Origin of the sequence: Dyadobacter pollutisoli, from assembly GCF_026625565.1 — a bacterium.
Taxonomy (GTDB): domain Bacteria; phylum Bacteroidota; class Bacteroidia; order Cytophagales; family Spirosomataceae; genus Dyadobacter; species Dyadobacter pollutisoli.
The window spans coordinates 4,169,503-4,195,761 of record NZ_CP112998.1 but is presented as its reverse complement, the minus strand read 5'-3'; the positions used below and the strand labels follow the sequence as shown (position 1 = coordinate 4,195,761).

At 44.7% G+C, this 26,259-nt stretch carries 22 protein-coding genes; 13 read left to right on the top strand and 9 right to left on the bottom strand.

The genetic code is table 11. The features are described from left to right. Positions 1-21 precede the first annotated feature (21 nt). Positions 22-1,053 carry an RluA family pseudouridine synthase gene (locus ON006_RS17145; protein WP_244820597.1) on the bottom strand — a complete coding sequence of 344 codons (1,032 nt, stop codon included), beginning with the start codon at positions 1,051-1,053 and terminating at the stop codon, positions 22-24. A 40-nt stretch (positions 1,054-1,093) separates the two neighbouring features. On the opposite strand from ON006_RS17145, the gene ON006_RS17140 reads away from it, so the two are divergent. Further along, positions 1,094-1,987: a 1-aminocyclopropane-1-carboxylate deaminase/D-cysteine desulfhydrase gene (locus ON006_RS17140; RefSeq protein ID WP_244820596.1), complete on the top strand. Its 894-nt coding sequence runs from the start codon at positions 1,094-1,096 to the stop codon at positions 1,985-1,987. On the opposite strand, the gene ON006_RS17135 is transcribed toward ON006_RS17140, so the two are convergent. The 3 genes from ON006_RS17135 to rfaD form a co-directional block, all read right to left on the bottom strand. Beyond that, positions 1,980-4,250 carry a monovalent cation:proton antiporter family protein gene (locus tag ON006_RS17135; protein ID WP_244820595.1) on the bottom strand — a complete coding sequence of 757 codons (2,271 nt, stop codon included), beginning with the start codon at positions 4,248-4,250 and terminating at the stop codon, positions 1,980-1,982. The genes ON006_RS17140 and ON006_RS17135 overlap by 8 nt on opposite strands. Before the next feature lie 109 nt (positions 4,251-4,359). Then, positions 4,360-5,811: a Fe-S cluster assembly protein SufB gene (sufB, locus tag ON006_RS17130; RefSeq protein WP_244820594.1), complete on the bottom strand. Its 1,452-nt coding sequence runs from the start codon at positions 5,809-5,811 to the stop codon at positions 4,360-4,362. 179 nt (positions 5,812-5,990) lie between these two features. Next, entirely contained in the window at positions 5,991-6,956 is a 966-nt protein-coding gene (gene rfaD / locus ON006_RS17125; protein ID WP_244820593.1) for an ADP-glyceromanno-heptose 6-epimerase, read from the bottom strand. Between the two features lie 179 nt (positions 6,957-7,135). On the opposite strand from rfaD, the gene ON006_RS17120 reads away from it, so the two are divergent. From ON006_RS17120 to ON006_RS17105, 4 genes are all read left to right on the top strand, one after another. Continuing rightward, the gene (locus ON006_RS17120; RefSeq protein WP_244820592.1) at positions 7,136-7,555 is read left to right on the top strand and encodes a 6-pyruvoyl trahydropterin synthase family protein; all 420 of its coding nucleotides are present in this window, start codon (positions 7,136-7,138) and stop codon (positions 7,553-7,555) included. A 2-nt stretch (positions 7,556-7,557) separates the two neighbouring features. Then, the gene (gene lpxB, locus ON006_RS17115; RefSeq protein ID WP_244820591.1) at positions 7,558-8,661 is read left to right on the top strand and encodes a lipid-A-disaccharide synthase; all 1,104 of its coding nucleotides are present in this window, start codon (positions 7,558-7,560) and stop codon (positions 8,659-8,661) included. Positions 8,662-8,764: 103 nt separating this feature from the next. Continuing rightward, a complete protein-coding gene (locus ON006_RS17110) occupies positions 8,765-9,922 on the top strand; it encodes a TlpA family protein disulfide reductase (protein WP_244820590.1) in 1,158 nt (385 codons plus the stop codon). Between the two features lie 96 nt (positions 9,923-10,018). After that, a complete protein-coding gene (locus ON006_RS17105) occupies positions 10,019-10,966 on the top strand; it encodes a bifunctional helix-turn-helix transcriptional regulator/GNAT family N-acetyltransferase (RefSeq protein WP_244820589.1) in 948 nt (315 codons plus the stop codon). A 9-nt stretch (positions 10,967-10,975) separates the two neighbouring features. On the opposite strand, the gene ON006_RS17100 is transcribed toward ON006_RS17105, so the two are convergent. Together ON006_RS17100 and ON006_RS17095 are read right to left on the bottom strand one after the other, a co-directional pair. Further along, the gene (locus ON006_RS17100) at positions 10,976-11,569 is read right to left on the bottom strand and encodes a Uma2 family endonuclease (protein ID WP_244820588.1); all 594 of its coding nucleotides are present in this window, start codon (positions 11,567-11,569) and stop codon (positions 10,976-10,978) included. A gap of 62 nt (positions 11,570-11,631) precedes the next feature. After that, complete coding sequence (locus ON006_RS17095) at positions 11,632-12,885, bottom strand: asparagine synthetase B (RefSeq protein WP_244820587.1); 1,254 nt, start codon at positions 12,883-12,885, stop codon at positions 11,632-11,634. 229 nt (positions 12,886-13,114) lie between these two features. On the opposite strand from ON006_RS17095, the gene ON006_RS17090 reads away from it, so the two are divergent. The 3 genes from ON006_RS17090 to ON006_RS17080 all read left to right on the top strand — a co-directional run bounded on the left by ON006_RS17090 (position 13,115) and on the right by ON006_RS17080 (position 15,897). Further along, a complete protein-coding gene (locus ON006_RS17090) occupies positions 13,115-13,702 on the top strand; it encodes a Crp/Fnr family transcriptional regulator (RefSeq protein ID WP_244820586.1) in 588 nt (195 codons plus the stop codon). Positions 13,703-13,805: 103 nt separating this feature from the next. Beyond that, entirely contained in the window at positions 13,806-14,591 is a 786-nt protein-coding gene (locus tag ON006_RS17085; protein ID WP_244820585.1) for an alpha/beta hydrolase, read from the top strand. Positions 14,592-14,616: 25 nt separating this feature from the next. Further along, a complete protein-coding gene (locus ON006_RS17080; RefSeq protein ID WP_244820584.1) occupies positions 14,617-15,897 on the top strand; it encodes an aminotransferase class V-fold PLP-dependent enzyme in 1,281 nt (426 codons plus the stop codon). 2 nt (positions 15,898-15,899) lie between these two features. Here ON006_RS17080 and ON006_RS17075 read toward each other — a convergent pair whose 3' ends face one another. Both ON006_RS17075 and ON006_RS17070 read right to left on the bottom strand, forming a co-directional pair. Next, positions 15,900-17,612 (bottom strand): hypothetical protein, encoded by a 1,713-nt coding sequence (locus tag ON006_RS17075; RefSeq protein WP_244820583.1) that lies wholly within the window; start codon positions 17,610-17,612, stop codon positions 15,900-15,902. Between the two features lie 71 nt (positions 17,613-17,683). Beyond that, on the bottom strand, positions 17,684-18,190 hold the full coding sequence (locus tag ON006_RS17070) for a lipocalin family protein (RefSeq protein ID WP_244820582.1): 507 nt from the start codon (positions 18,188-18,190) through the stop codon (positions 17,684-17,686). A 223-nt stretch (positions 18,191-18,413) separates the two neighbouring features. On the opposite strand from ON006_RS17070, the gene ON006_RS17065 reads away from it, so the two are divergent. Further along, complete coding sequence (locus ON006_RS17065) at positions 18,414-19,871, top strand: hypothetical protein (RefSeq protein ID WP_244820581.1); 1,458 nt, start codon at positions 18,414-18,416, stop codon at positions 19,869-19,871. Between the two features lie 12 nt (positions 19,872-19,883). Here the strand turns inward: ON006_RS17065 and ON006_RS17060 are convergent, their stop codons facing one another. Further along, on the bottom strand, positions 19,884-21,494 hold the full coding sequence (locus ON006_RS17060; protein WP_244820580.1) for an amidase: 1,611 nt from the start codon (positions 21,492-21,494) through the stop codon (positions 19,884-19,886). A gap of 429 nt (positions 21,495-21,923) precedes the next feature. On the opposite strand from ON006_RS17060, the gene ON006_RS17055 reads away from it, so the two are divergent. The 4 genes from ON006_RS17055 to ON006_RS17040 all read left to right on the top strand — a co-directional run bounded on the left by ON006_RS17055 (position 21,924) and on the right by ON006_RS17040 (position 26,207). After that, positions 21,924-22,109 carry a hypothetical protein gene (locus tag ON006_RS17055; RefSeq protein ID WP_244820579.1) on the top strand — a complete coding sequence of 62 codons (186 nt, stop codon included), beginning with the start codon at positions 21,924-21,926 and terminating at the stop codon, positions 22,107-22,109. A gap of 158 nt (positions 22,110-22,267) precedes the next feature. Continuing rightward, positions 22,268-23,251, top strand: coding sequence for an FAD:protein FMN transferase (locus tag ON006_RS17050; RefSeq protein WP_244820578.1), 984 nt, complete (start codon positions 22,268-22,270; stop codon positions 23,249-23,251). A 24-nt stretch (positions 23,252-23,275) separates the two neighbouring features. After that, positions 23,276-25,384, top strand: a complete 2,109-nt coding sequence (pta, locus tag ON006_RS17045; RefSeq protein WP_244820577.1) for a phosphate acetyltransferase — start codon at positions 23,276-23,278, stop codon at positions 25,382-25,384. A 211-nt stretch (positions 25,385-25,595) separates the two neighbouring features. Continuing rightward, a complete protein-coding gene (locus tag ON006_RS17040; RefSeq protein WP_244820576.1) occupies positions 25,596-26,207 on the top strand; it encodes a TetR/AcrR family transcriptional regulator in 612 nt (203 codons plus the stop codon). Positions 26,208-26,259: the final 52 nt, after the last annotated feature.

The window sequence follows — 26,259 nt, the reverse complement described above, 5'->3', positions numbered from 1 at the left end:
AAACTTAAAATATACTATTTCCTACTGATAGTTTACATAGTTTTCCCACTTTTCTATAATCGCTCGAAAATTTTCAGGTAAATCGGTGTCAAACTGGATCCATTGCCTGGTTGTAGGGTGTGTAAAGCCGAGTGATTTGGCGTGTAATGCCTGTCCAGGCAACATACTGAAACAGTTTTCGACCATTGCTTTATAGCTTCCGTTGGATACTCCCCTCAGGATTTTATCACCGCCATAAGTAGTATCATTGAAGATCGGATGCCCGATATGTTTCATGTGCGCGCGTATCTGATGCGTACGCCCGGTTTCGAGATTGCATTTGACCAAAGAAACATAACGCAGCGGCTTGATGACTTCATAATGCGTGACAGCATGTTTTCCCTGGCTTCCGTCCGGGAAAACGTCCATCACACGCCGGTCGCGGACGCTCCGTCCGACATTCCCGGTAATGGTACCTTTCTCCTCTTTCGGTTCTCCCCAGATCAATGCATTGTACGTTCTCTCGATGGTGTGATCGGAAAACTGTTTGGCAAGAAACGACATAGCAAATTCAGTCTTGGCGATCACCAGCAGGCCAGAAGTATCCTTGTCGATCCGGTGAACGAGACCTGGCCTTCCTTCACCGTTTCTGCCAGTGGGAAGCTGCTGGAAATGGTACACCAGTGCATTGATCAATGTGCCGGTCCAGTTTCCAAATGCAGGATGTACGACCATTCCGGTAGGCTTGTTTACGATCAACAATACTTCGTCTTCGTAAACGATCTCCAGCGGGATATTTTCGGGAATTATTTCGGTGTCACGCGGAGGTTCCGGGAGGGAGAGTGTAATCACATCCAGCGGCTTAACCTTGTAACTGGCTTTTGTAGGAAGCCCATTTACTTTTACGGCTTCTGCTTCAATTCCGTTTTGTATTTTTGTCCGGGAAGCATTGGCCACATGAAGGTTCAGATATTTGTCCAACCTGACCAGGCCCTGACCCTTATCGGCAACGATTCGATAATGTTCAAATAAATCATCCTCTTCGGAGGTAATTTCAATGTTATCTTCGGACATTTCCATTCTGTATTTACTAAGAGCAAAATTATTAAAATTGATGGATTTCCTTCATCCTTCCTTACCCACCCCTTTACAGAAACTTTCCGATCCAATCTTTGAAAAGGCGCAAGTCAGTGTATATGTTAAAAGGGAGGACCTGATCCATCCCGTTGTTTCAGGTAATAAATGGAGGAAGCTGAAATACAATCTGCTGGAAGCAAAAGCGACGGAGCAAAAGGCCATTCTCACATTCGGTGGGGCTTATTCCAACCATTTGTATGCTACTGCGGCAGCGGGCAATGCGATGGGTTTTGAGACGATAGGTGTGGTAAGAGGAGTGGAGTTTGCTGAAAATGACACACCGACATTGCGGTTTTGCAGAGAACAAAATATGAAGCTGCAATTTGTTTCCAGGGAAGAATATAAGCATAGAAACTCGTTGTCGTATTTAAATAAACTCGTGCAAAAGCTGGAACACCCTTTTCTTATCCCGGAAGGTGGTACTTCAGAGCTTGGATTGAAGGGTGTTGCCGAAATGGTTACAGAAGCTGGCGAACAGCTGGAATCGCCACCGGATTTTTTTGCGGTTGCTGCCGGCACAGGTGGTACTGCGGCCGGACTACTTTCCGCCGGCGCCAATGTACTCGCATTCTCTGCATTGAAGGGTGGCGAATTCCTGGAAACGGATATTCAGGATCTTTTGATCCATTCTGAACAAAAAGGTAACCTGAAACTTTTCACGGAATATCATTTTGGTGGTTATGCGAAATGGAATACCGAACTAACCGATTTCATGGACAGCTTCAAAGACCGTTTTGACATTCAGCTTGAACAGGTTTATACCGCCAAAATGTTCTACGGCTTATTCGATCAGATTGAAAAAGGATATTTCGAAGCCGGTTCAACCATTGTGGCTGTGCATACTGGTGGCTTGCAAGGCTTGCTCAAATAACAACCGGGACTTCCTCGTCACTATTGGCGGTTTTGTTGCTCATAAACTCCTTAATCAGGTCACGGTCGCCCGCGATCCAAAGCACGTCCTGATTTTCAATGATCATGGACGAATCGGGGTTCAGAATACGCTCTCCATTGCGTTCCAGGCCAACGATCATACCATGTGTTTTTTCACGAATCTGGCTGTTGCGGATCGTTTTACCTCGGATATTATATTCATTTCTAACTTCCACGCGTTCGAGGACAATGCTGTCTTCGTGCGCCATGTACACGTCCCCGTTGGTACTCACCTCCACGTGCCCACGAAAAATGTCGAGCTGTTCATCGGTCCCGATTACCTCAATGCGGTCGCAGGGATAGAGCACTTCCGTCGGCCGGGGCAGGTGAATGGTTTTGCTGCCACGTTCGATCAGTACGACATTGATACCGAAGTTCTCCCGGATTTTTAACTCCTGCAAACTCTTGCCGATTAGTGAAGAGTCTGCACTTACTTCCAGGAAGGCAAAGTGTGCGTCCCAGGGTAGTAATATCTTTTTAGACTTGCCGCTGCCTTCCAGTTGTCTTGCATTGAGATTTTGTAAAAACCTGTCTTCAATGCGATTATAGAACTGTTGCAGCCTTTGATAAAAAATCGCAAATCCCAGTACCATTATTCCCCCGCCTACACTGAGGGCTGTGGGTGTTGCGAAAAAGGAATTTAGCAGAAAACCCATGAGCAAAATGGCGATCAAAACCCGCGATAGTTCCAGTAGGAGCAAGGGCCCGCGACTGTATTTTCTGCTAAGCCAGATGAATGAATAAGCTTTGCGATTTGACCTTTTGAAGATCAGCGCCCACAGAAAAGGGGAAATCAGTAGGAATGTAATGCCAAACAGTACCGAGTTGGTAATGAATGTCTCCGGCACGCGGGTATGGAGCTGTTCGGCTAACTGACGCGACGCCGCCAGAATTATTCCAATCACCACCACAGAGTTCAGTACGACGGTTTGCGCGTAAGATTGTAGTATTTCCTTCCAGTGAGTGGTTTGTGCGATGGTTTCCGTACTGGTACTGTACCGGTTCAGGTAGAGTCGCCATTTCTCCGGTAATCGCTTGTCGAGCCATTCGTACAGCGGTTCTGAGGCTTTCATCATATAGGGCGTAGCAAAGGTCGTGATCACGGAAACACCGACGGCGATTGGATAGAGGAACCCGCTGGTCACTTTTAATGACAAACCGAGATTGGCAATGATGAAAGAAAATTCGCCGATTTGCGAAAGGCTCATTCCCGATTGTAAAGATTTTCTTAATGGCTGGCCTGAAATAACGGCTCCCAGCGTCACGAAAGTGGTTTTGCCAATAATCACAACAAGTACTAAAATCGCTGTCGGAACTGCGTATTCCAGCAGTAATCCGGGATTGATCAGCATCCCTACTGAGATAAAGAACACGGCGCCGAACAGGTCTTTCACCGGTTTTAATAAATGCTCAATCTTTTCAGCGTGTGTTGTTTCGGCCAATATCGAACCCATAATAAATGCGCCCAGCGCCGCGGAAAATCCTGCCTTGGTGACAAAGAATACCATTCCGAAGCAAAGCGCCACGGATGTGATTAATACACTTTCGTCATTCATCAACTTCCGGTAGCGCCGTAGCAATGTCGGGAAGACGAAAATGCCTCCCAAAAACCAGAGTGTAAGAAAAAAGAAGAGTTTTAAAATAGATTGAAGGAGTTCAAATCCCGCAAACTGCTGGCTGATCGACAATGTCGACAATAATACCATTAACAAAACGGCCGTCAGATCTTCTATGACGAGAATGCCGAGGACGACCCGTGTGAATTTCTGGGTTTTGATCCCCAACTCGTCGAAAGCACGGAAAATGATTGTAGTTGAAGAAATGGCTATAATTCCTCCGAGAAAGAGACTATCTGTTTTGCTCCACCCTAATAATTGGCCTGTTATAAAACCGGTCATCAGCATCATACTTACTTCAAAAAGGCCGGTAATGGCCGCAGTGTTTCCGACTTTGACCAGCTTTTTGAAACTGAACTCCAAACCCAGGTTAAACAGCAGAAAAATAACACCTATCTCCGCCCATATCTCAATGGTTTTGATGTCGGTAATGGTGGGGAACAAATGAAAATTAGGTCCAACAAGTAATCCGGCCAAAATGTATCCCAACACGATGGGCTGTTTCAATTTCTTGAAAATGAGGGTAATGATACCCGCCATCGAGAGTATTAAAGAAAGGTCAATGATTAGCTGTGGAACGTGAGTCATGAAGGGTTATCGTTGATGGAACATATTTTAGAATCAATAAAATACAAAAAGCCTTTGACGAATCAAAGGCTTTTGTGATATTAAGCTGCAAAAAGTACCGGGAGGTTTTTCAACCAACGCTACCTTCCAGACTGATTTCCAGTAATTTCTGGGCCTCTACTGCAAACTCCATTGGAAGCTGGTTAAGCACCTCTTTGGCGTATCCATTTACGATCAGCGCAACTGCCTGTTCAGTTGGGATACCACGTTGGTTGCAATAGAAAAGAATGTCTTCCCCGATTTTAGAAGTCGTCGCCTCGTGCTCGACCGTGGCCGAAGGGTTGCTTACTTCAATGTATGGGAAAGTATGCGCGCCACACTTGTCGCCCAGCAACAGTGAATCGCATTGGGAGAAGTTTCTCGCTTTGTCGGCTTTTTTGAAAACCTGAACCAGACCGCGGTATGAGTTCTGACTTTTTCCAGCAGAAATACCTTTGGAAACGATACGGCTTTTGGTGTTCTTTCCGATATGGATCATTTTGGTACCGGTATCAGCCTGCTGCATATTATTGGTAACAGCAACTGAATAGAACTCGCCGATGGAATTATCACCTTTCAGAATGACCGATGGGTATTTCCAGGTAATGGCAGAACCGGTTTCAACCTGTGTCCAGGAGATTTTGGAACCAGCGCCGTCACAAAGACCGCGTTTGGTCACGAAATTGTAAATTCCGCCTTTGCCTTCTTTATCACCAGGGTACCAGTTTTGTACCGTTGAATATTTAACATTCGCGTTTTCATGTGCGAAAATCTCTACGACAGCAGCATGCAACTGGTTTTCGTCACGCATCGGAGCGGTACATCCTTCCAGATAACTCACGTGGCTGTCGGCGTCACCGATAATCAATGTCCGCTCAAACTGACCCGTTCCCGCCGCATTGATACGGAAGTAAGTCGAAAGCTCCATCGGGCAGCGAACGCCTTTTGGAATGTATACAAAAGAACCGTCTGAAAACACTGCTGAGTTCAAGGCGGCGTAATAGTTATCTTTTGGAGGAACAACTGATCCCAGGTATTTTTTTACCAAATCGGGATGTTCGCGGATTGCTTCGCTGATGGAGCAGAAAATGATACCTTTTTCTTTCAGAGACTCTTTAAAAGTTGTGAAAACCGACTCTGAATCCATGACAGCATCTACTGCAATGGCAACACCTGACAGTCTTTTTTGTTCGTTGAGAGAAATTCCCAAACGCTCAAATGTATCGCGCAATTCCGGATCAATGTCATCCAGGCTATCAACTTGCTTTTTCTTTTTAGGCGCAGAGTAATATTTGATCGCCTGAAAATCGATTTTAGGGTAGTGCACGTTTGGCCACTTGGGTTCACTCATGGTAAGCCACAAATGGTATGCTTTCAAACGCCACGCAAGCATCCATTCTGGTTCATTTTTTTTGGCTGAAATGAACCTGATAATATCATCATTCAACCCCATCGGGGCTTCATCTGCTTCAATATCAGTTACAAAGCCGTATTTGTATTCCGAACTGGTGATTTCCTCCAACAATTCATCTTCTTTGCTCATAGTCGTATTTGTATCACACTGTGTTTCGTCGTTATTGTAACACAGAGATGTGGGATTGAGTTTAATCAGAGGGTCAAAAATACAGAAAATTGCGGACAAATCCGCCATAGCAATCAAAACCCCTGCTACGGATTGAGCTGTTTTCAATCCGTAGCAGGGGTTTTGAAGAATAAAAAATCTTATAAATATGAGCCTGAGCTGAGGTAGTTCTTCACGTAATCGGCCACACCGTCTTCGAGGGAAGTAAATGGCTTTGTGAAGCCTATCGAGCGGAGTTTGCTCATGTTGGCCTGTGTAAAATACTGGTACTTGTCTCGAATGTCGACAGGCGTATCAACGAAAGAAATATCAGGCGTTTTGCCCATCGCGATGAAGGTATTGGTCACCAGGTCTTTGAATGTTCTTGCGCGCCCGCTACCCAGGTTATATATGCCTGAGTTCTTGCGGTGGTGCATGAAAAAGATACATACATCGATCAGGTCCTTCACATAAATAAAATCACGCATTTGTTCGCCATCCTTAAAATCAGGGTTGTGTGACCGGAAAAGTTTCATTTTCTCAGTCGCCTTAATCTGGTTGTAAGCATGGAAAATAACGGAAGCCATTCTGCCTTTGTGATATTCATTCGGCCCGTATACGTTGAAGAATTTCAATCCGGCCCAGAAGAAAGGTTTCTTTTCCTGCTGCAATGCCCAGATGTCGAATTCATTTTTAGAATCGCCGTATGGGTTCAGAGGTTTCAGCTGCGATAATGTAGATTCATTATCATCATATCCATGCTCGCCGAGGCCGTAAGTGGCAGCCGACGATGCATATACAAGGGGAATTTGATAGGCTACACACTTTTCCCAGATCTGCTTGGAATAATTGACATTGAGCTCATCGAATATTTCTTTGTCAAACTCCGTCGTGTCCGTCCTGGCACCAATGTGAAAGATGAATTCCACATCCCGGTTGTTTTGATCAAGCCATTCAAAAAGAGTATCCCTTTCTACTTTTTCCTTGATCGTTTTTCCTTCCAGATTTTCCGCTTTATCAATTTTCGAAAAATCATCAACTGCAATAATGTTTTTAAAACCATCTTGATTGAGGCGGCTAATAAGTCCGCTGCCAATGAATCCGGCTGCACCTGTTACGATAATCATGGGAGAGATTATATGTTAAACTGTAAAAAGAATGCCAGATAAGAGTACACTTAGTGGCCAATCTACTCTTAAATTTTATCCTGAAATTGGATTTTTTTTAGTTATCCGCTTGTTGAACTGCAAAACTACGGATACAAGATGTAATTTTGTATCCTATTTATTAAGTGCGAGGAAGATTTATGATTTACGTCACGAGAAAAGAGCATTTCAATGCGGCCCACCGGCTTTTCAATCCGGCTTGGTCAGAAGAGAAAAACCAGGAAGTTTTCGGGCCATGTGCCAATAACAACTGGCACGGACATAATTTTGAGCTGATTGTTACGGTTAAAGGGAAACCGGATGTTGATACCGGTTTTGTGATTGATTTGAAAGTGCTGGGAGATATCATTAAAAACGAAGTGGTAGACAAGGTTGATCATAAAAACCTGAACCTGGATGTGGACTTCATGCGTGGCAAAATGGCTTCCTGCGAGATTTTTGTAATGGAGATCTGGAATATTCTAGCTCCTGCGGTTTCGAGCGCAGCGCCCAATGCAAAACTGCATTACATTAAACTTGTAGAAACCCCCAAGAATTTCGTAGAATACTACGGCGAATAAAAATGAAATACTACCTCATTGCCGGAGAACGTTCAGGAGATTTGCATGGCTCTAACCTGATCAAGGGAATTAGAGAAAGCGACCCGAATGCGGATTTCAGGGGATGGGGCGGTGATATGATGAAGGCGGAGGGGCTGGAACTGGTAACACATTATAAGGATACTGCTTTCATGGGGTTCCTGGAAGTAGCGCTTAACCTGCGCAAGATTTCCGGATTTCTAAAAAAGTGCAAAGCAGATATACTTGCTTACCAGCCGGACGCACTGGTACTCATTGATTATCCCGGATTTAACCTTCGCATTGCGGCATTCGCCAAAGCAAAGGGCCTGAAAGTTTTCTATTACATTTCTCCAAAAGTGTGGGCCTGGAACCAGAAACGGGCTTGGAAGATCAAAAAGAATGTCGATCACATGTTCGTGATCTTTCCATTTGAAATCGATTTTTATAAAAAGTACGACTATAAGGTTGACTATGTCGGTAATCCTTTAATGGACGCCATCGCCGCATTCAAGCCTGATCCTGATTTTAAAAAGAAGAATAACCTGGACGACAGACCGATCATCGCGCTGCTGCCTGGTAGCCGGAAGCAGGAAATCACCGGGATGCTGGACCTGATGTTGACTGTACAACCCCATTTTCCTGACCATCAGTTTGTTATTGCCGGTGTTAGTAACCTGCCTTCGGCTTTATATGGGCAATATAGTTCCTCGGATCGGGCTACTATCGTTTACGAAAGCACGTATAACTTGCTGTCAGTGGCGCAAGCTGCATTGGTAACGTCCGGTACTGCCACTTTGGAAACCGCGCTTTTCAATGTCCCTGAGGTAGTTTGTTACAAAACGAGCGGATTTTCGTACGCTGTCGCCAAACGCCTTATCCGGGTACCCTACATTTCGTTAGTCAATCTGATCCTTGAAAAAGAGGCCGTCAGAGAGCTGATCCAGGATAATTTGAATGAAAAATTACTCGTGGAAGAGCTGAAACAAATTATCCCCGGCGGAGCAAAACATACGGTTCAACTCAATGACTACGCTACTTTGCAAAAGCTGGTAGGCGGCCCGGGCGCTTCTCAGCGGGCCGGGAAGTTGATTGTGGGTTATATATAATTTAATTTTATATAAAATTTAGAAACATTTAGTTCTTTCGTTTATATTTGAGAAGGTATACTATTTATTGAAATAATTAATTATTCAATAATCTCAACTACAAATGAAAGACGTATCAATCATCACGCTCAGGCTGCATAAATGCGCCGTCACCTTATTCTCAGTTCTCGTTACATTCAGCACTTTCTCCTGTCTGTCCACGAGCGAGCCTGATACCATCATCATCACCGGAGATATAGGAGATTCGCGTTCGACGCTTGAAGGGAAGAAACTGTACCTGGGCAATGCCGATACCCGAGAATTTGTGGATTCTACCTTTGTGAAGGATGGCAAGTTTAAACTTGAAATAAAACCTGCTGACAACTTTATTCCTTTTCGCAGCAGCATTCTGTATGCTACTCAAAATCCCAGGCAACCTTACCAACTTATCGGTTACAAAAATCCTTATTTCAGGAAAACCTATGAAAGTAATTTTTATGCGGATAAAGGGATAATGCGTTTAAAGAGGGATACGTCCGTCCATATTAAAGGTAGGGAGATATTTAGTTTCCTTGTCGACAAACCCAATAAGCAAACAGAAGTCGCATTCAGACATTTGTCTTTCAAAGCCAATCCTGAGCAGACTTTGGAAAAGAAAAACTATAATGCTTCGCTTGTAAAAAAATATCCATATTCAATTGATTTGATAAATCAGCTGGACTGGGCGAAACAGTCATTCAAGGATAACGAACTGGCGGCTTTGATTTCTCTTTTTGATAGTTCCGTCGTGCGCACGGCTGACTTTCAAAGCATTAACAATTATGTGCGGTTTCAGAATAAGACTGGCAGTATGTTTCCTGAGGATATTTTATTGAAAAAGCCCGATAATTCGCTCGCATCGAGTATTTTGAACGATAAATACAAATACAATCTGGTCGTTTTCTGGGCAAGCTGGTGTGGTCCATGCCGACAGGAAATCCCTCAGGTGAAGTCGCTTTATTCAAAGCATAAAGATAAACTCAACATTTCCAGCATTTCAATTGACGCAAAGGAAGAGGCCTGGAAAAAAGCTTTGGGCCAGGAGAATATGCCGTGGAGTCAATTTATAGCCAATCGTGATTCTTCATTTACCAAACTCGACAAGAAATATAATCTTCAATCCATTCCTGTATGGCTTCTTTTTGATTCCAATCATAACCTTATTGCCAGGCAGGTAGGTTATGATCAAGGCAAGAATGCGATCGATAAAAAAGTGGAGGAATATTTATTAAGTAAGAACTAATCGGGGATGGCCAGCCTTTTTGAAACAAAGTTTGATTGATCATTTGTATTTAAGTAGGAAACTACGTATAATTGAACATTAATTCAAAATGGCGTTATGAATATTTTTAATGAGCTGGGCGGATTGGCTATTTCTACGCGATTACAGCGGTTGAGTGACCAGTTTCGGAAAGAGGGAGTTTTGATTTATAAGGCAAATGATATCGATTTTGAGCCCAAATGGTTTCCTGTGATTTATGCATTGCATGTCAAAACTTCGCTGAGCATTATCGAACTCTCGGAAGAGATCGGTTACGCGCATCCGTCGACGATCGGTTTGCTGAAAGAGCTGGAAAAGAACGGTTTGGTGGAGTCTTTCAAGGATTCAAAGGACGAGAGAAAGCGAATGGTCAGACTTACGGAGAAAGCTCAGAAGCTGGTGACTAAAATGCAGCCGGTTTGGGAGAAGATGAAAAAGACGGCCGAAGAAATTACGAATACTGCAAATAACCTGTTACTAGCTATGGATGAGACAGAGTATCAACTAAAAAAAGAGGGTTTTCTTGACCGGTACCTTCGTTTAACCCAAGAGGAAACGGATTCCTCGGTCAGCATTGTAGATTATAAGCCGGAGCACGCCAAGGCATTTTACGATCTCAATTATGCTTGGATCTCAGAGACTTACGAAGTGGAGCCGGAGGATGAAAAGACATTGTCGGATCCTGAAAAATACTACCTGAAAGACGGTGGGGCTATTTTAATGGCTTTGTACAATGACGAAGCCGTGGGTACCTGCGCGCTGAAATGGAGTGGCGAAGAAATTGTTGAAATGAGTAAAATGACGGTTTCCAAAACCATGCGCGGCAAAAAGATCGGTGATCTGCTTGGCAATGCGGTTATTCAGAAAGCTGCGGACCTGGGGGCGAAAAAGGTGATTCTTTACTCGAACAGAAAAGGCTCGGCGGCTGGCATTAACCTATATAAAAAGCTGGGTTTCGTAGAAGTACCATTATCCGGGCACAACTTCAAACGAGCAGACATTAAAATGGAAATGGAATTGGCTTGAATGGAAATCTTACTTAAATATCTGTTCAAGATCAATTTTGAGGTCGGGAAAAATGGCCGACTGTAATATGTTAATAGCTGGTTTCAGGCCTATATAAGTGCCGTGTTCGTTTAATACATAGGCGAATACGGCATTTTCCGCTGGCTCAACAAGCCAGTATTCACGTACTCCTGATTCTTCGTATAGTTCGAATTTAATGTCCATTTCCTTGCGGGAGTTGCCGGGAGAAAGTATCTCAACAATCAAATCAGGGGCGCCCAAGCATCCTTTTTCATCTAGTTTTCCCTCATCACAGATCACGCAAAGGTCCGGCTGAACTACAGTGTAAATTTTGGTATCTGAGGACTGGCTATTTTTCTTGTGTAACCGTACATCAAAAGGAGCATAGAAAACCTGGCAGTAATGATTTTTAAAAAACATGCCCATCTCCAAATGTAACTTTCCTGAAATTTTCTGATGCCGGACATTAGGTGCCGGTGACATCTTAAAGATTTTCCCTTTGATGAGTTCTAAACGCTCTTCCAGACGCCAGAGAAGGTAGTCAGCGTAGGTGTAGGTCCCGTTGAGATCCAGTTGATTGATATCCTTGATTGTAGTCGACATAGTGCTGCTGTTTCAGGTAAAGCTACCGAAAAACGACAAAAGAGTAAAATGAAAGTCTTGATTTACGTTTTCCGTTTCTTCTTCCTCGCCGAAGGAAATAATACATTATTCAAAATCAGCCGGTAGCCGGGGGAATTGGGGTAGAGATTCAGGTCAGTTGGCATTCTGCGGCCTCCGCCTCCGCGACCTTCCGGGTCGTGGCCTCCGTAGAATGTCCATTGACCCCGGCCGAGCTCGCCATAAATGTAGCGATCGGAGGAACTGCTGGTACCCATGACCAACACGCTAGGCTTGACGGTGTACTTAGAAAAGGCAGTCGTTTGTCCAAAAAACTCCCGTACCAAATGCTCATGATTTTGAACCAGCATGGCCGGTATCACGTCCCATTTGGCCGAAAAATCGAAAAGTGAGAAGTATGCATCATTCTCGCCCCAGCCACGAAACCTGCCAGCGGAGGAATTGATGTCGGAGAAATTCATCCCCTCGTAGTCGTCGAGCTGCAGTTTGAAATTGTAAAAGGCGAAAGTCTTGTCGAAATCCAGTTTGGACTGTGCGTCGGGGTCGATGCCGTCACCGTCGAGGTTATCGACAATGTCGAGACCTTCCGCTGCCAGTGCAATATCAAAAGTTTCCGCTCCGGAGCACATGGCGAATAAAAATCCGCCTCCCGCACAAAATTCCTTGATAGACTTTGCAACCGCCAGCTTCATTTTAGAAACCTTTGTGTAACCAAACCGGCTAGCAATCGCTTCCTGAGCTTTGATGTCAGTTTGAGTAGTCCTACGCAGGTTTTTGCCAAATTGACCGGTGAAATCTTCGTGATGCAAATGCAGCCAGTCGTATTTCGGAAGTTCGCCTTTCAGAATTTCTTCGTCGTAAATGACTTCAAATGGAATTTCAGCATATTTCAAAACCAGCAAAACCGCATCCGTATTTTCAAACTCGGCGGGACTGATTTTGATCGGAGAATAAACCGCAATTCTCGCTGCCTTGAACAACTTCACCACGTCCATATTCACATCCGGGCTGCTGATCTGGCTCACGATCTGCGAACTAGCAGCCTCCGATAACACTTCGTAGGAAATCGCCCGTAGCTTACATTCATTTTCAATGGATTTGGCATATTGAACCTTGAAGCTGCCGCCGCGATAATTGAGCAGCCAGTCTACTTCAATGTCTCCTTTCAGCAGCATATAGGCAAGGCCATATGCTTTCAGGTGGTTTGTCTGTGTCTGATCCATCGGAATCAGGATCTGGTTTGCTAAACAAACACCGGAAGTCAGTATCAAAAACAGTAGAGTAACCCTTTTCAGCATACTGTTAAAGTTTAAAGGTCGTGAGCTGCAAAGTAGGGGGAGGGTTATCAAATTTAACAAATAAAAATTGGATTCATCATGCTGAAAACGAGTTTTTTAGCTGTAAATCTGTAAGATTCAAATCAGGATTATCATTTTTTAAATGTTTTGTGTTTCGGCGCACCAATTCATGAGGAAATAGTGCCATAACTGGTTATTTTTGGAATATACGTTCCTAATCTCCTTTTTCATGACTGAAACTGATATACTTGGCTACGCTTTAAACAATTTTGCGGAGATCGGAGAGGAGGCTTTTGCATTGTCATTACCTTATTGGCAACGAAAGCAATACGGTAAAGGAGAGTTTTATAATGAGTACAAAAATGTCTGCAAACACCTCGGGTTCATTCTGGACGGGGTTTTCAGGACTTATTATATCAATGACGATACCGCCGAGGAAAAGAATGTGTTCTTCTTTTCCAAAAATCAGGTCGTAGTTTCCTACAAGAGTTTTGTGACACAAACTCCCTGCAACTATTACACGGAGTCAATGGTGGACTCTACCATTCTATACATTCACATCAATCACCTGAAAGAACTTTATCAAAAATCACATCAATGGGAAAGGTTTGGCCGATTAGTGGCCGAAACGGCTTTCAATATAGCCATGACGAGGGCCGAAGACCTGATGTTCCTGACGCCCGAAGAGCGCTACCTGGATCTGATCCGGAAACATCCCGACATCTTTAATAACGTTCCACTGTACCACATTGCGTCTTATTTGGGCATTCAGGCCCCGTCATTGAGCCGTATCCGAAAAAGAATGATGGGTAAATGACGATCTTAACCGAGGTTAATTTTATTGTCTCCGATACTGCTGAATTTTGTCATGTTCAAAGCAAATAACAAGAAACAAAATTCATTTTTAAACGATAGAAATCATGAAAAGCAGTAACACAAAAACCATCGTATTTGTAACAGGAGCATTCGTTAGTAACAGCGGTTGGAATCCATGGAAAGCCTATTTTGAAGCAAAAGGTTATACTACTTACGCACCGGCCTGGCCATTTAAAGATGCGCCCGCAGCGGAACTAAGAAAAAGACAACCCAATGATACTGACCTGGCTGCATTAACATTGACTGAGGTGATAGACCATTATGCGAATTTTGTAAAATCGTTGCCTGAGAAACCAATCATTATCGGACATTCACTGGGCGGATTAATTACGCAGGTTTTGGTAAACAGAGATTTGGCGGCCGCTGGTGTAGCCATTCACTCGGTACCTCCGCAAGGCATTATCCCTTATGAATTCTCGTTTTTGAAAGCAGGCTACAAAGTGCTGGGACTGTTTTCTTCTTTGAAAAAAACCTATCTGATGTCACTGGCTGACTGGCAATATGCATTTACCAATGGAATGTCCCTGGAAGACCAAATAAAATCATACGAAGAAAATACGATCCCGGAATCTAAAACAGTAGGCAGGGGCGGATTGGGTTCAGCCGCGAAAGTTGATTTCAAAAAACCACACGTACCATTGTTGCTCACTTCCGGTGATAAGGACAACATTATCCCTGCCTCATTGAATACCCGGAATTTCAAGGCTTACAAAGCCAATGGTTCCGTACTCGAATACAAAGAATTCCCCGGTCGTAACCACTACGTTTTGGGACAACCTACCTGGACCGAAGACGCCGACTATATCTTGGAATGGCTTGATAGAAATTAATGTTCATAACACTCCCGTTACTCCTATGAAAACAGAAACCTCAGTACAGAATGAAAGAAGGCATTTCCTGAAACGGCTGGGTGCCGGATCGCTCGCAGCTATTGCACTGCCTGTTTTTGGAAACGAAAGTCATGCGCCATTCGTGGCACCTCCATCGGGTGATGCGCCGGATGAAAAGTACTGGGAGCAAATCAGAAAACAGTTTGCGGTGCCGCCCAATCTTATTATGCTGAATGCGGCGAATCTATGCCCGCCGCCGGCAGCGGTGAATGAACAGGTAAAAAAGATGCTGGACGGGCTGGAAAAAGACGTCTCATTCCAATATCGGGAGCAATTTTCGGAGAAGCGGAAGAAAGCAGTGGAGCTTTTGGCAGGATTTACAGGAGTAGCGAAAGAAGAGATCGGCATTACCCGAAATACCTCCGAAAGTAACAACATTATCGTCAATGGCCTGGACTTGAAACCGGGCGATGAGGTGCTGCTTTGGGACCAGAATCATCCCTCGAATGGAAGTGCGTGGGAGCAGCGGGCGAAGCGATATGGATTTACTGTTAAAAAAGTAAGTGTTCCTGCTACTCCGCAATCAGTGGAAGACCTGATCAAGCCATTCCGTGACGCTATTACGCCTCAAACCAAACTGTTGGGTTTCTCACACATTTCGAACACCAGCGGAATCGGGCTTCCTGCGAAAGAATTGTGCAAACTGGCAGCTGAAAAGAATGTATTGACGTTGCTGGACGGAGCGCAGTCATTTGGTTTCCTGGACTTGAACCTAAAAGACATTGGTTGTGATTTTTACACGGGTAGCACACACAAATGGTTTATGGGCCCGCTGGAAAATGGCATTCTGTATGTGAAAAAGGAAAGTGCCGGCAACTTATGGCCGAACATTATCAGCGCAGGCTGGAAAGAAGGTGCATTGACCGTGGACGAAAAATATTGCATGCTGGGGCAGCGTAATGAATCTACATTAGCCGGTTTGGTAGAAACGGTGAATTTCCACCAAACCATTGGTAAAAAGAACATTGAAAATCGTGTCGTTCAGCTGAATACCTATCTCAAAGACCAGATTAAGTCCAAAGTTCCGGGTGCAAGCTTTGTCACGCCGCTGTACCCCGAATTGAGCGGAGGCGTTACGATCATTAGTTTTCCCGGAAAGAAACCGGCAGAACTTTCTAAAAAGCTTTACGAAACACACGGCATTGCAGCCGCACCGACGGGCGGTATCCGTATGTCGCCACACATTTATAACACTATGAGCGATATGGACAAGGTCGTAAAAGCCTTGCAGGCATTATCCGTTTAGTTTTAGTGAAAACGTATCGTGTGCCGGAAGGGTGTAAAACCTGTCAGATATACCGTTGGCGCTTCCATGGCAGGTAATGCGCCGCGCAATGCAATGTTTTTATGCAAAGCAAGGCCCGGGCCAAATGAAACAGTATCGTCTGCAAAACGGTAGCTGCCTGTTTCCTCTTTGAGCAGCCACGAGTCTTTCGTATTTTCAATTTTGGTGACACCTTTCAGTTCGCCGCCCGGCCTGAATATCAGTTCCAATGCAGCCGGAACACGTTCGGTACCATTGGTCGTGATTTCGATTTCCATACCATCGGTCGTTTCCCGGATCAGGATTCGGGTTTCGAGCTTTTGTACCTCGCTTTGAGGGCGGGTGGCTTTTGGCATTTTCTCCCAGTCGCCGTCGGCGGAGATCGCTTCTTTCGCAATGGGTTGGAAGTAAGGGCCTTCCAGCTTTTGGGTCAATTCCCAGGTATTGCCGTTTTGTACGAGTTTCTCAGTTTGAAATTGTCCTTTTCCAAAAAATGAAGAAGCAAACCGCACGCCCTGCAACACTGCATTGCCTTTCATAAAAGTAAACCAAACCGGATTGTTGGCGATCAATGTACAGTCGCGCTGATTTCTGCGTATCCGCACAAGGCCGGAATTTGGGAATGTTTTGACATAGTCAACAGGTAGGGCTTTGTCGGCGGGAAGTTCGGCCCACAATGTAGCATCGGTCAGGAAATAGTCCAGAAAGGCGCCTGTTTTGGGCGCGGCCGTTTTTTCAATCAGTCGGCACATGGCGGCATAAGTGCCATTCTGATCTTTAATGGCCAGGTACCGGTAAGGATAATAGTAATTTTCGAGTGTACCAATGATCGCCTTATCCTGTCGTCCCGACGCATCCGTTACGATTTCAGCATTGGGATGCACATAATACAAGGTCATATCCAGGTTTTTACGTACATCATTCAGCGGTTCTGGTTTTTTCAGCCCCTTTGAAACTGTGATCAGCAAACGATCTGTCAGCGATGAATAAATGAAGGTACTTTTTTCATTGTACTGCCCATCTTTGTCGATATCAATGTGTTCACCCAGCCATTGCTCGGCCCGGGCAACATATTTTGGGTCAGGCCAAAGTTCATTCAGCTTGGTCAGCGCGGCAGAAACTACCCAGCGATGGTTAGGCGTATGAATCCCTCCCACACTCAGCGCATTACCCGCGCGGACCAGAAAAGTTTTGAGATTTGATAAAAACTTCTCAATTCCATGCGTACCCGATTTTTCAACCAAAGTGTAAGCCATCGCAAGCCTTTTGACAATAAAACCGGTATCAGGAGTTGAATGGAAATTGGTCGAAAGCAGGTCAATGGTCCCGTCGGCGTGCTGCGTACGGATGAGGTACAGCGTCGCGAGGTTCATATCGGCCAGCAATTCCGCAGACTGGTAAAATTTGGAAGAAGGAGAAAACAATGCACACGCGCCCCATTGTACCAAAGCAGCCGTACTGTGCGGATTAAGAATGTCGAATCCATCCTTTAACCCGCCATAAGTCTCTCCCTGCACGTTTTTGATCTGATAAGTCCTCAGCGATTCGACTCCTTTGTCATTTTGAGCGACGAGGGCCAGCAGCCAGGGCGGCATTTTATCTGCATTGATTTTGTCAGGAAAAATTCCTGACAAATGAGCGACTGGTAATGCACAAAGGGCTACAGTATTGTTTTTTACAAATTGTCTTCTGTCCATGAAGGTACTTTTTACTTTGGCAGTAAAAGGACAAGAGAGCAGGTGGATACTGGAAAGCCAATGTTTTTTAATTATTCACCGTGATGCTGTGAAGTGAGCTTGGCCACATCATAGCCACGTTCCCGGCATCGTGCAACGATTTCTGAATACAGCTTTTTGTTCATATTTTTCTTGCGGCTCATGATAAACAGAAGCTTATGCTCGGGATGGCCCACAACCGCATAAGAGTAGTCGGAAGCGAGCTCGATCACCCAATAATCCAGCTTGAACGGCCACACAAACTGGCATTTCATCCTTGCGCCGTGATCCGTATTTTTATATACTTTCGAACGAATGGAGAAAACCTCCTCGCTACCGGGCTTTTTGTAAGAGGTCACTACATCAAAATACCCGCCCGAGCTATTCCAGGTATATTTTCCGGTGGTTTCCCGGCTGCCTTTGTCGTAGGATGTCGGAATGGAAGAAAGTGAGTACCAGGTTCCTGAATAGTGTGCCACGTCAAGATTATCAACCGTGGAGTTGGGAATCCTACTCTCATTAAAAAACCAAGTCAGAAGAATCAGGCTGATTAATTTCATAGGAGCTTTTTGAAATGATATACGCCCCGGCAATGCTCCTGGATCGGTTTCTGAAAAAAAGCCGCATTCTGACTTGATTTATCACTAAAATCGTATCCGTTTTCCAACCCTCTGAAATATGTTTTTGTCTTAACATTTGATAACAAATCAATCCATTAATTTTGTCAGATTTTAAGTTAGCCATCATCAACCAAAACCGATCATTAAAAGGCCGCATCTTTAAATGAAAACAACTCTACTGCGTAATTTAAGTTTAGGTTATTTGCTTCTGCCGAACATTATCTTTTCACTCGGCTGGTTCCGAATGCCTATTTCGATCTTATTGGTTGCCGGATTAATTTTCATGTTTATCCAGAGTTACGAACGTGAAAAAACGCTTAAAACCGATCTGGACACCAGGCAAATGATGCAGATTTCTTTGATCTCCCTGCTGATCATCGCATTCTCGGGAATAGGCGGGTTCTGTTTTCAGGCTTTTGATTTCTGGGCCCATAACTCCAAATATTATACACTCTATAATCAATCCTGGCCCGTTTTATTCAAAGAAAATGGCCGGTATGCATGCCACTATTTTGGTTTTTTCCTGGTACCGGCGCTTATTTCGAAAGGGCTGGGCGAGCTCTCGGGCATTGCGCTTTACCTCTGGGCCTCGGTTGGGCTATTTATAGGACTTTGCTGGATTTTTGTATTCACGAGTAAAAATTATCTCGCGCTTGTATTCTTCCTGTCGCTGGGCGGTGTGGGGCACATTACCAAAGTGCTTTTGCTTCATGCAATTGGTCTCAACTATCACGTACCCCCATTTTTCACCGAGATCTGGCCGGTATTGTATCAAACTCAGTGGGCGCCCAATCAGCTTATTCCGATCATCATCGTTTCCTGCATTCTGTTCCACGACTACGTTTATGCAAAAAGACCAGAAAGAAGCTTTCTGGCTGTTACCGCGATTTTTATTTGGGGAATATTCCCATCCATTGTTTTCGTCATCATCTTTGGTATTCTGGTACTGTTCCGCTACCACAAAGATTTGCGTTATTTCCTGCATCCGAGGGCGATGATGGACATTATGGTGCCCGGGTTACTTTTTATTCCAACATTCTTTTATTTTTTGTCAGGGAAAAATTCGGTGGTTGCAGGCTTTATCTGGCAGTTCAAGCCGTTGAATGAAATAGCCTTCCATTACTTTTTCGGGGTTGTGGTAGACCTGCTGGTACTATATGGAATTGTGCTGTTGCTCAATCTCCACAAAAGCGCTTTCAGTGGCTTCATTCATGCATTATTCGCGCTGCTGATCATGATTTCACTGGTCAGAATGGGCAAATGGAACGACTGGTTTCTTCGCGGCAGTACTCCGGTACTGACATTGCTTTCCTTGTTCATTCTGCACCGGTTCTCCGTCTGGATTAAAGAGCGGCCTGACTGGTACAAGATGAAAATGGCCTATCCGGTAGTGTTATTTCTGCTTCTGGGCCTCATTGTACCTGTTTCGCACATTACACGCGCATTGAAAGAGAACCTCATCACACATATGTTGTTCCCCGATCTGGTGAAATTCACGCCCTATCCTTATAATCAGTACGAGGATTTTTACCAAATGGGCAAGGTGATTTACTCGCAACAGGAAGCCAATCAGTTTTTAGGACAAAAAGGCTCCTTTTACGAGGTATATCTGGCTCGATAGTGGTCAGTTAATTTACTTTTTGCCGACGGTCTCAATGAATTTCGGGGCAGCCCGATTTTTGGAAACCTGCTCGTAAGCATAAGCAATGCCGATCAGTCCGGGCTCGTCGTAAGCCTTTCCGAGGAACGATATGCCGACAGGGAGCTCATCCACCTTGCCCATCGGGAGGGTAATGGAAGGAAAGCCGGAGATAGCAGCTGGCCCATATGCGCCATATCCCGTCCAAAAATCGCCATTAACGAGGTCAATACACCAGGAAGCTCCCGTGGCAGGGCCGCAGAGCGCATCGAGTTTATCGTCTTCAAACTTCTTGTTGAGCGAGTCGGCGACACCGGTTATTTTGCTCAATGCATCCTTATATGCTTTGGTATTCAAATCTCCTTTTGCTTGCGAAGTTTCAAACAATTCCTGCTTGAAGTAAGGCATTGTTTTGGCTTCATTTGCTTTGTTGAATGCAATCAGGCCTTCCAATGATTTGATCTTTGCATTGGAATGTGACAGATAGTTATTCACGCCGTCCTTGAACTCAATTTGCAGCAATGCTGATTCAGCGCCATCCAGCGCCTGGGTTTTCATATATTCCACTTCCACGATCACCGCCCCAGCTGCTTTCATTTGGGCTATTGCCTTGGCCAAAAGTGAATCGATACCTTCGTGGACTTTCAACATGCTTTTTTCTACTCCGATCCTTTTGCCTTTCAATGCCGCGGAATCGAGGAATTTGGTATAGTCAACAGGTATCGGGGAGGTAGCAATGTGTCTTGCCGGATCAGCCGGATCATTGCCAGTCATAGCGCCGAGCAAAGCTGCTACATCTGCGACAGTTCGTCCAAATGGACCCGCCGTATCCTGTGTTTTGGAAATTGGAATGATACCGGACCTGCTCACCAGTCCGACCGTAGGCTTAATTCCCACCACGCCATTCATCGACGCGGGGCAGGCAATGGAGCCATTGGTTTCGGTCCCCACAGCTACTGCACAGAGGTTGGCAGCTACGGCCACGCCTGATCCCGAACTGGAACCGCAGGGTGAACGGTCTAGTATATAGGGATTCTTCGTTTGACCTCCGCGACTGCTCCATCCGCTCGACGCCCGCGTGGAACGGAAGTTGGCCCATTCGCTCAAATTGGTCTTACCAAGTATTACTGCTCCGGCCTCTCTGAGTTTTTTTACAACAAATGCGTCATTACCCGCAACATTGCCAGCCAACGCAAGTGAACCGGCGGTAGTCTGCATTTTATCAGCGGTATCAATATTGTCTTTGATCAAAATAGGGATGCCGTGCATCGGGCCTCTCGTTTTTCCTGCTTTTCGCTCCCTGTCCATTGCCTCGGCGATGCTCAATGCGTCCGGGTTTATCTCGATAACAGCATTCAGTTTCGGCCCCTTCTTATCCAGTTTGGCGATTTGATCGAGATAGAAGCTGGTAATGCCCTGAGAAGTCAGCACTCCGCTTTTCATTTTTCTCTGCAGCTCAGCCACGCTCATTTCCGATAAATCGGGCCCGGTGGCTGTTGAACCGGTACCTGCTGCATCGGCTTTTGAATTAGATTGACTGAATGGAATGATGATGGATGATAAACCTGCGGCTGAGCCTAACCGGATAAAAGTTCTTCTTTTCATAGGAATGAATATGCTGAGACGGTTCCAACGCAATATATAAAGTATGGAAACCAGCAGTTCACTTTTGGGTGAGGAAATCTGTGAATTTTTTCCAGATCCACAGCGCCAGCACAACAGGAGACATTACAATCGTGGTGATAACTGTGGCCACTGCGAGGATGGATCCGAACATGACCCGAAGTATAATTAGTAGGAGGCGATTCATTGTAACCTTGCGTGTATAGTATTGTAGTATAGATTTGATTGTCGATAGAATAAATTGAATTATTATACTATCATACAATAGAATATTAGCTATTGATTTCTATCGAATGTTAGCTATTGATCTAAAAATCATCTAAATATATAATAAAATCATAATATTTTTTTGACTGGTACGGTTATTTATTTAACTTTGTCAATGAAAAATATCATATAAACATTACGGTTATGAACTTCCTGTCAAACATTATATATTATTCCGGAAAGCTGTTATTTGCAACGATCCTATTCGTTGCAATGATCATTTCAACCATCATATCCCTGCCGTTTATCGGAGTGGGTATGTTAAAGGATGCCATGGCCTCGCATCATCACCATGCTGACCCTGACAATCTGCTGGATTATTACGGATAGTATTCGGCTGAAAATCAAAAAGATAAGCGAGGGTATGGATTCACAATCCATACCCTCGCTGCATTAAAGGGGTTTGCCGATTTCAAAACATAATTTACTTTGCGGTCTGTAATTGGGCAAAATGAGTTAATTTTCAGGCCGTTTTCTTCGACTACAACATGAATACTATTTTAAGGTCCCTGAAAGTTGCTGCGCTGTTTTGCCTGTTTTCCATTCATTCTGATGGCCAGGAAATGCGTTATAGCTTTGAAAAGGGAATGATGGGCTCTCCTTTCAAACTGGTTTTTTACGCCACCGGTGACTCACTGGCCAACCTTGCTGCCAAGCGTGCATTTGAAAGAATTGAAAAACTAAATGAAATTTTGAGTGACTACCGCGACGGTAGCGAAATAAACTTGCTATCGGCTCAGTCTGGTAGCGGAAAATGGGTTCCGGTAAGTAAAGATTTATTTGACATACTTGCTGTTTCACAGGATATTAGCAAAAAAACAGGTGGTGCATTTGATGCTACATTAGGGCCGGTCGTTCAAATGTGGAGACATGCCACCCGCAAAGGGATTTTCCCTCCCCAAGAAGAGATCCATGAAGCTTTACAAAAGACAGGATATACCAAAATGCAACTGGATCGTGCCAAGCAAAGTGTTTTGCTGATCCAAAAAGGCATGCGACTGGATATTGGCGGATTAGGAAAAGGATATGCTGCCGAAGAAGCCATAAAAGTGTTGAAAAACATGGGCATTACTTCCGCCATGATGGATGCAGGTGGAAAAATAGTCCTCACCAACCCGCCTCCGGGTACCAAAGGCTGGAATATTACGATTTCCAATGGCAGCGATTCCCTCAAAACCATGGCGCTTTCAAATGTGGCCCTCGCTACTTCCGGCCCCACTTACCGATTTATGGAATACAAAGGCGTGAAATATTCACATATTGTTGATCCACAGACAGGTATAGGGCTGCTATTCCATGTTCGGACTACGGTGATTTCACCCGACGGCACAGTTGCCGATGCTTTGGCGACTGCATTCAGCGTGGCAGGAATCGATAAAAGTAAGGCCTACCTGAAACATTTCCCCGGAAGCCGCGTGTGGCTGGTGGAAAAGCAGGACGAGCACATTGCCGACTGGAATATGCTTGAATAATTGCAGGTTAACTGAAAGCTGGTTATGACGAAAACGATTTTTATTGCGTCCGCGGAGCCTTATGCCGGTAAATCAGTGATCGCCTTGGGGCTGGTAAATATGCTTCTCGCCAAGACGAAAAAGATCGGTTTTTTCAAGCCTATCATTTCACAGCAGTCGCCCGGAACCCGGGATAAGCACATTGAAGCGATCCTCAACCACTTTTCTCTTCCAATCGCCTATGAGGACACGTACGCTTTCAGCAGACATGAGGTGTTGCAGCAGTCCGAGTCGGAGAATTGGCGGGAAATGATCAATACGATCATTGGCAAGTTCAAAAAGCTGGAAGAAGCTTATGATTTCACGGTTATCGAAGGAAGCGATTTCCTGGGTGAAGGTGTTGCTTTTGAGTTTGAAACCAATGCTGCTATCGCCAAAAACCTGGGCGCGCCGGTTCTGACGATCATTAACGGGGAAAATAAGTCTACCGAGCAGATCATTAATTCCGCACTGAATGTACTCCGTAATTTTGAATCCCGAGAGGTACAGGTGCTGGGCATCATCGCAAACCGTGTGAAACCGGAACAGGTTGATGATGTGCACGAATTGTTGCGCATGCAGTTACCTGAGGATATGATGCTGACGGTGATCCCGTGGGACAAAAACCTGCAAAGTCCAACAATGAAAGAGATCGCCGATGCGCTGGATGCAAAAGTCCTTTTTGGTGAAAACCTTCTTTCCAGCCAGGTAGATCATTTTGTGACCGGCGCGATGATGCTCCCGAATTTCTTAAACCACATCAAAGAGAATGTACTGATCATTACACCAGGTGACCGGGGTGACATCATCATTGGTGCGTTGCAGGCTAACCTGTCTGCCAATTATCCCAAGGTGGCGGGTATCTTACTCACTGCCGGAACGGAGCCAGAGGAGCCCATTGTGCGGTTGATTGAAGGTCTTCAAACCATTGTACCGGTCATCTCAGTGCAAAAAGGAACTTTTGAGACCACGACGCGGGTAGGTGCGATTCATTCAAGGATTTCTGCTGATAACAAGAAGAAGATCACGCTCGCCATCGATATTTTTGAGAAATATGTGGATATGAAAGTGCTTGACGACAAGATCATCACGTTCAGGTCCGAAGGGATTACGCCGCATATGTTCCAGTACCAGCTCATGAAATGGGCAAAAAGCGAGAAGAAGCACATTGTATTGCCCGAAGGTAACGACGACCGGATTTTGAAAGCCGCCGCCCGTTTGATCAGTCAGAACATCGTGAACCTGACGCTGCTCGGAAATCCGGTGGAAATCGCGGCATCACTGAAAAGGCTCGGCTTGAACCTGGACCTCAATGCAATCAAAATCGTGGACCCGGCCACTTCCGAGAACTATGATTCTTATGTGGAGACATTGTATGCGCTTCGGAAATATAAAAATGTGAATGAAGAAATGGCCCGTGACCTCATGACGGACGTTTCGTATTTCGGTACCATGATGGTGTACAAAGGCCATGCGGACGGAATGGTTTCGGGTGCTGTGCATACTACACAGCATACGATCAGGCCGGCATTGCAGTTCATTAAGACCAAGCCTGGCGTTTCTCTGGTTTCCTCCGTATTTTTTATGTGCCTGCCGGAGCGGGTAAGCGTTTTTGGAGATTGCGCCGTTAATCCGAACCCGACAGCAGAGGAACTGGCGGAAATAGCGATCTCTTCTGCGGAAAGCAGCAAGCTGTTTGGCATAGAGCCGAGGATCGCCATGTTATCGTATTCTTCGGGCTCGTCCGGCGAAGGCGAGGACGTGGAAAGGGTGAGAGAAGCCACTGCATTGGTGCGGCAAAAGCGGCCTGACATTAAGATTGACGGGCCAATCCAGTACGATGCCGCGGTGGACCCGATGGTGGGTAGTCAAAAATCGTCAAATCCTGACGTGTCGGGAAGGGCGAGCGTGTTTATTTTCCCGGACCTCAACACGGGTAACAACACTTATAAAGCATTGCAACGTGAAACGGGTGCGTTGGCAATTGGGCCTATGTTACAGGGACTTAATAAGCCAATCAATGATCTGAGCCGTGGCTGTACGGTTGAGGATATTTTCAATACGGTCATCATTACGGCCATTCAATCGCAGGAGAACGCGGGGCACCGACACTAATCTATTGGGGCAATTCCATTGTGGCAATTCCATTGGGGGCAACGGAATTGTATAAATTAAATAATTTCTATCCTCAAATGAACATTTTAAATGATTGTTTAAATTATTCATTTAAAACGTTTGTGAGTTTGAAATTTATTTCCAACCTTTGAATCGATAATACTGGAACAACTGTTTTAGAAGATCAAAACAAACCTAATCGGTAATCAAAGTGAAGTGCATAGCAGAAAAGAGTGAGGATAAGATCAAGGAAGCGGCGAAGCGGGTTTTTCTGAAAAAAGGTTTCGATGGGACCACGTCGCGTGACATTGCGCGGGAGGCCGACATGAACATTGCATTGACCAATTATTATTTCCGTAGTAAGGAGAAGCTTTTTTTAGAGATTTTCAGGGACATCCTGGGAGAGTATTTTCAAAGTACCGTCGATATTCTGAATAAAAAGATTGACGTTAAGGCAAAGATTTCGGAAATGATTGAGAATGATTTCAAGATGATGAAAGAGGAACCGGACCTTATCATTTTTATCATGAATGAGATTCACAAAGAGCCTGACCGCCTTTTTCCTGATATGTCTTTTTTTCATCAGATTCGAAATACCTACTTTATACAACAGTTGGAGGAAGGTGTTGCAAACGGAACACTGAGGCCTATGCAACTCGAAACTATTTTGCCGCTGATTAAGTGTAATGTAGAGTTCATATTTTTGGGAAAGCACATTCACAAAAAGCTTTTCAACCTAACAGAAGAGGAATTTGAAGTTCATGCTGAGGCGCAGAAAGAACACGTTAAAGAAATGATCTGCAATTATTTGGTGATCGGTTAACAACGATTTTTTTTGCCCTGGGTTTAAACAACCATTTAAAATAAACATTTAT